This window comes from Nocardiopsis sp. MG754419 (assembly GCF_018207095.1).
In the GTDB taxonomy this organism is placed as follows: domain Bacteria; phylum Actinomycetota; class Actinomycetes; order Streptosporangiales; family Streptosporangiaceae; genus Nocardiopsis.
In genome coordinates this window covers 1-5,064 of sequence record NZ_QOCZ01000243.1, presented here as the reverse complement: position 1 = coordinate 5,064, position 5,064 = coordinate 1, and the positions used below count along the sequence as shown (strand labels likewise).

The 5,064-nt window shown below is 70.9% G+C and carries 4 protein-coding genes; 1 reads left to right on the top strand and 3 read right to left on the bottom strand.

Annotated features, from left to right (window positions below; all coding sequences use genetic code 11):
• From DSY14_RS26880 to DSY14_RS26870, 3 genes are all read right to left on the bottom strand, one after another.
• Positions 1-1,021 (bottom strand): ABC transporter permease (locus DSY14_RS26880; protein WP_211719408.1); only part of this gene is annotated, 1,021 nt, incomplete at its 3' end.
• Complete coding sequence (locus DSY14_RS26875) at positions 1,011-2,075, bottom strand: ABC transporter permease (RefSeq protein ID WP_307851348.1); 1,065 nt, start codon at positions 2,073-2,075, stop codon at positions 1,011-1,013. The genes DSY14_RS26880 and DSY14_RS26875, both read right to left, overlap by 11 nt.
• A gap of 49 nt (positions 2,076-2,124) precedes the next feature.
• Positions 2,125-3,642 carry a sugar ABC transporter ATP-binding protein gene (locus DSY14_RS26870; protein WP_211719407.1) on the bottom strand — a complete coding sequence of 506 codons (1,518 nt, stop codon included), beginning with the start codon at positions 3,640-3,642 and terminating at the stop codon, positions 2,125-2,127.
• A gap of 267 nt (positions 3,643-3,909) precedes the next feature.
• Here DSY14_RS26870 and DSY14_RS26865 point away from each other — a divergent pair, with 267 nt between their 5' ends.
• Positions 3,910-4,965: a LacI family DNA-binding transcriptional regulator gene (locus DSY14_RS26865; RefSeq protein WP_307851347.1), complete on the top strand. Its 1,056-nt coding sequence runs from the start codon at positions 3,910-3,912 to the stop codon at positions 4,963-4,965.
• Positions 4,966-5,064 lie beyond the last annotated feature (99 nt).

The following is a 5,064-nucleotide window of genomic DNA, read 5'->3' as shown; positions in this document are numbered from 1 at the left end:
GGCGCCGGGAACGGACCCGGGCCACGAGGTTGGGGGTCACGACGGAGGCGATGAGGATGGCGCCGGTGACGATGAGCAGCACGTCGCTGCCGATGCCGAACAGCTGGAGCGCGTTGCGCAGGACGCCGAGCAGCAGCACCCCGCTCATCACGCCCAGGATCGAGCCGACCCCACCGAAGATGGACACGCCTCCGAGCAGGACGGCGGCCACGACCTGCAACTCCAGGCCGAAGGCGGTGTCGGCACGGGAGGTGCCGTACTGCAGGGTCCAGAAGACCCCGGCGGAGGAGGCCACCACCCCGCTGAGGGTGAACAGCCAGAACTTGGTCCACTTGACCGCGACCCCGGAGAACCGGGCGGCCTCGTCGTTGTTGCCGATGTCGAACAGGGCGCGGCCGGCCCCGGTGGCGTGCAGGAACACGGCGAAGAGCGCCGCCAGCACCATGAGGGCCACCGCGATCCAGGGCAGGCCCTCGATGCCGAGGAAGGGCGCGCGGGCTCCGCCCACCCAGCCCTGCGGGTAGCTGGCCACGGCCCGGTCGCCCAGGAGCACGTAGGCCAGCCCCCGGTAGAGGGCCATGGTGCCGATGGTGACGGCCAGGGAGGGCAACCCCATCACCGTGACGAGTACCCCGTTGAGGGCGCCCAGCAGGGCTCCGAACGCCAGGCAGATCGCCAGGGCGGTCTCCAGGGGGACCCCGGACTCCCAGAGCAGACCCAGAGTGGCGCTGGTCAGGGCCAGGGTGGAGGCCACCGACAGGTCGATCTCACCGGTGATGACGATGAGCGTCATCGGCAGGGCCATCAGCGCGATGGCGGCCACGCTGAGCAGCAGGAAGCTCATGTTGCGCCCGGTCGCGAACACGTCGACGAACATCGACGCGCACAGCAGGGCGACCACCAACGCGCCGACCACCGGGGCCTCGCGGGCCGACAGCACGGAGCGGACCCTGCCGATGCCGGTGCGTCGCGCGCCGGCCCGATCGGGGGCCGGGGCCGGGGTGAGGGTGTCAGGAGCCACGGGGACCTCCTCGAAGTCTGCGCGCCGAGCGCAGCGCCAGCAGGCGGTCCAGGCCGATCGCGGCCAGGATGAGCGCGCCGACGACGGCCTGGTGCCAGAACTGGTCGATCCGCCAGATGGGCAGGGCGGCGGTGATGGTGGTGAGCAGGATGGCGCCGAGGGCCGCGCCGTAGACGGTGCCCACGCCCCCGGCGATGGCCACGCCGCCCACGACCGCGGCGGCCACGACCTGCAACTCCATACCGAAACCGACGGTGGAGTCGACGGTGCCGTAGCGGGCGGCGAAGAGCACTCCGGCCAGCCCGGCCAGGGCGCCGTTGGCGACGAAGGCGGCCAGGACGCGGCGTCCCACGGGGATGCCGGACAGCCGGGCGGCCTCGACGTTGGAGCCGATGGCGTACAGTTCCCGGCCCGAACGGTAGTGGGACAGGTACAGGCCCACACCGACGACCACCACGATGGCGACGGCGGCGGGCAGCGGCACGCCCAGGACGCTGACACGGCCCAGGCTCAGGAACGCGGAGGGCATGTCGTGCGCGTTGACCTGTCCGCCGTCGGCCCACCAGTGGCCGAGACCGCGGTAGGCGTAGAGGGTGCCCAGGGTGACGACCAGTGCGGGCACCTGGGCGAAGGTCACGAGGACACCGTTGGCCAGACCGCACAGGGCGCCCAGCAGAATCCCGGCGAGGAGGACCACGGGGAGCGGGAGTCCGGGGAAGGTGACGAACAGGGTGCCGGTGGCGAAGGCCGCCAGGCCCATGACCGATCCCACCGACAGGTCGACGTTCTTGGTGATGAGCACCAGCGCCTGGCCCACGGCCAGCACCGAGAGCACGGTGGCGCCGAGGAATAGGTCGCGCACGCCCTGGGTGGACAGGAAACCGGGGTTGTGCAGCCACGTGGCGACGATGAGCAGCACCACGGCCAGGAGCACGCCCAGTTCACGGACCTGACGGGTGCGCCGGACGCGCCCGCCGCCCTCGGAGACGGCGGTCGTCCTGGTGGCGGTGGGCGGCGCGTCCGGGGGTGGATGTTCGGTGTCGGACACGGTCACGGTGCCCCCTTCCCGGGAGGTGTGCGGGTGGTGGACGGTGTGCGGTGCATCAGCTCACCCGGACCTGGCCGGTGGCCGCGTACATGACCGACTCCTCGTCGGCCTCGGAGCGGTCGAGTTCGGCGGTGAGGCGCCCCTCGTGCATGACCAGGACCCGGTCGGCCATGCCGAGGACCTCGGGCAGTTCGCTGGAGACCATCACCACGGCGAGGCCCTCACCGGCCAGCGTGGTGAGCAGCCGGTGGACCTCGGCCTTGGTGCCCACGTCGATGCCGCGGGTGGGCTCGTCGACGAACAGGACGAGCGGCTCGGTGGACAACCACTTGGCCAGCACGACCTTCTGCTGGTTGCCGCCGGACAGCGTGGAGACGGTGTCGGCGAGGTCGCCGAACTTGAGGTGCAGACGCTCACCCCAGTGCCCCGCCTCGGCGTTCTCGGCGCGGGAGGTCAGCAGGCCCGCGCGGCTGAGGGGACGTCGACGGGTGGAGGTGGCGTTACGGGCGATGGAGGACTCCATGACCAGCCCCTGCTGGCGGCGGTCCTCGGGCACCAGGGCCATACGGGCGGCCATCGCGGCCTTGGGGCGTCCCACGGGCAGGCGCCGGCCATGGACGCGGACGGTTCCGGCGTCGTAGCGGTCCACACCGAACACGGCGCGCACGACCTCGCTGCGGCCTGCGCCCACGAGCCCGGCCAGGGCCACGATCTCCCCGGCGCACACGGTGAAGGAGACGTCGGCGAAGACGCCATGACGGGTGAGCCCCTCGACCTCCAGGACGACGTCGCCGAGGGACGCCTCCTGTTTGGGGTAGAGGTCGTCGACGTCGCGGCCGACCATGCGCCGCACGACGGTGTCCACGTCCAGTTCGCCGGTGGGGTCGCAGGAGACGAAGGAGCCGTCGCGCACCACGGTGACGCGGTCGCTCAGGGAGAAGACCTCGTCGAACCGGTGGGAGATGAACAGCAGGGCGGCGCCCGCGTCCCGCAGTGACCGGGCGACCCGGAACAGACGTTCGGCCTCCACCCCGGACAGCGCGGCGGTGGGCTCGTCCATGACCAGCACCCGAGCGTCGCGGGTGATGGCCTTGGCGATCTCCACGAGCTGCTGGTCGGCGATGGAGAGTCCGCGCGCGGGACGGTCGGGGTCCACCTCCACGCCCAGACGGGTGAAGGCCTCCCTGGTCCTGCGGCGCATGAGGGCCTTGTCGATGGTGCCCCACCGGGTGCGCGGCTGGCGGCCGACGAAGATGTTCTCGGTGACCGACAGGTCGGGGAAGAGGGTGGGTTCCTGGTAGATGACCGCGACCCCCGCCCGCTGGGCGTCGACGGGGGCGGTGAACGCGACGGGCTCGCCGTCGACCAGGAGACGACCCTCGTCGGGGCGGTGCACCCCGGCCAGGGCCTTGACGAGGGTGGACTTCCCGGCCCCGTTCTCACCGACCAGGGCGTGGATCTCACCCGGCCACAGGTCCAGGGACATGTCCCGTAGCGCCCGGACGTTGCCGAAGGCCTTGCTCACGTCGGCGAGGGAGAGGACGGGCGGACCCGTGGGGCCCCGTGCCGCCATGTTGTCCTCCTTCCGTTGAGGACGATGTGCCGGGACGAACCGGAGCACAAAACGTTTTAAGGTGAGGCAGATGTTAATTAGAACACAGACACCCGTCAAGACATCTCGGAAACATCCTGATAAACCAAGCGACACAGGCGCAGCACCGTCGGATACCCCCGGACACCCCCACCGCCTCGCGCGCACTTGTAAGATCGCTATTGACACGTTTCAATCACGGTGTGACCATGAGCACACCCTCCGAACCTCATGCTGGGAGGACCGCACGTGCCCGACACCCCGAGCACCACCCCGATCCGACGTTCCGTCGGCATCACCGAGGTCGCACGGCACGCCGGAGTCTCGCCCGGGACGGTGTCCAACGTCCTCAACCGGCCCGAACGGGTGGCGCGGGAGACCAGGGAGCGGGTGGAGTCCGCCATCCGCGAGCTCGACTACGTGCGCAACTCCTCCGGCAGCAGCCTGAGGTCCGGACGCAGCGACTGCGTCGGACTCCTGGTCCTGGACGTGACCAACCCCTACTTCACCGAGGTGGCGCGCGGGATCGAGGACGAGGCGGTGGAGGCCGGCCTGGCGGTGCTGCTGCTCAACTCGGCCGAACAGCACAGCCGGCAGGAACGCAACCTGCGGCTGCTCGCCGGACAGCGGGCCGCGGGGGCCGTGGTCATGCCGATCGACGACGACCTCTCCGACCTGCGCTGGTTGAGCAAGCAGGGCATCCCCTGGGTGGCGCTGGACCGCGGCGACGTACCCGTGGAGGAGGGGTGCAGCGTCAGCGTCGACAACGAGGCCGGCGGCCTGGCCGCAGGGCGCCACCTCATCGGACTCGGCCACGAACGGATCGCCTTCCTCACCGGCCCGTTCTCCATCGACCAGGTCCACCGCCGCCACCAAGGTCTGCTCCAGGCGGTGACCGAGGCCGGACTGGACCCGGAGACGGCCCTGAACCTGGTGCACGTGCCCCAGCTCAACCCCGAGCAGGGCGAGAAGGCGGTGGACGCCGTCCTGGCCGGTGGTCCGCGCCAGCGCTCCACCGCGGTGTTCTGCGCCAATGACCAGCTCGCCCTGGGTTTCCTGAAGGGCCTGGGCCGGCGTGGTCTGCACGCCCCCGACGACATCTCGGTGATGGGCTACGACGACATCGACGTGGCCGCGCTCATCCACCCCGGGCTGACCACGGTCGCCCAGCCCAAGTACCGGTTGGGCCGCACGGCCATGGGCCTGCTCCGGGAACACCTCGACACCCCCGACCACCGACACGAGCGACGTCTCTTCACCCCGGAGATCGTCCTGCGTGGTTCCACCGCGGCCCATCGCCCCTGACCCCTGAGCGGCCCCGGGCCGCTTCGTCCCACCGATTAAAACGATTCACCCTTCGCCCGCACCCCCGGAGGACGCACCATGACCCCCCGTCTGCTCACC

Bases quoted from the DNA above. Each gene is read 5' to 3' on its own strand.
- DSY14_RS26870 (WP_211719407.1), bottom strand. From the start codon at position 3,642: ATGGCGGCACGGGGCCCCACGGGTCCGCCCGTCCTCTCCCTCGCCGAC.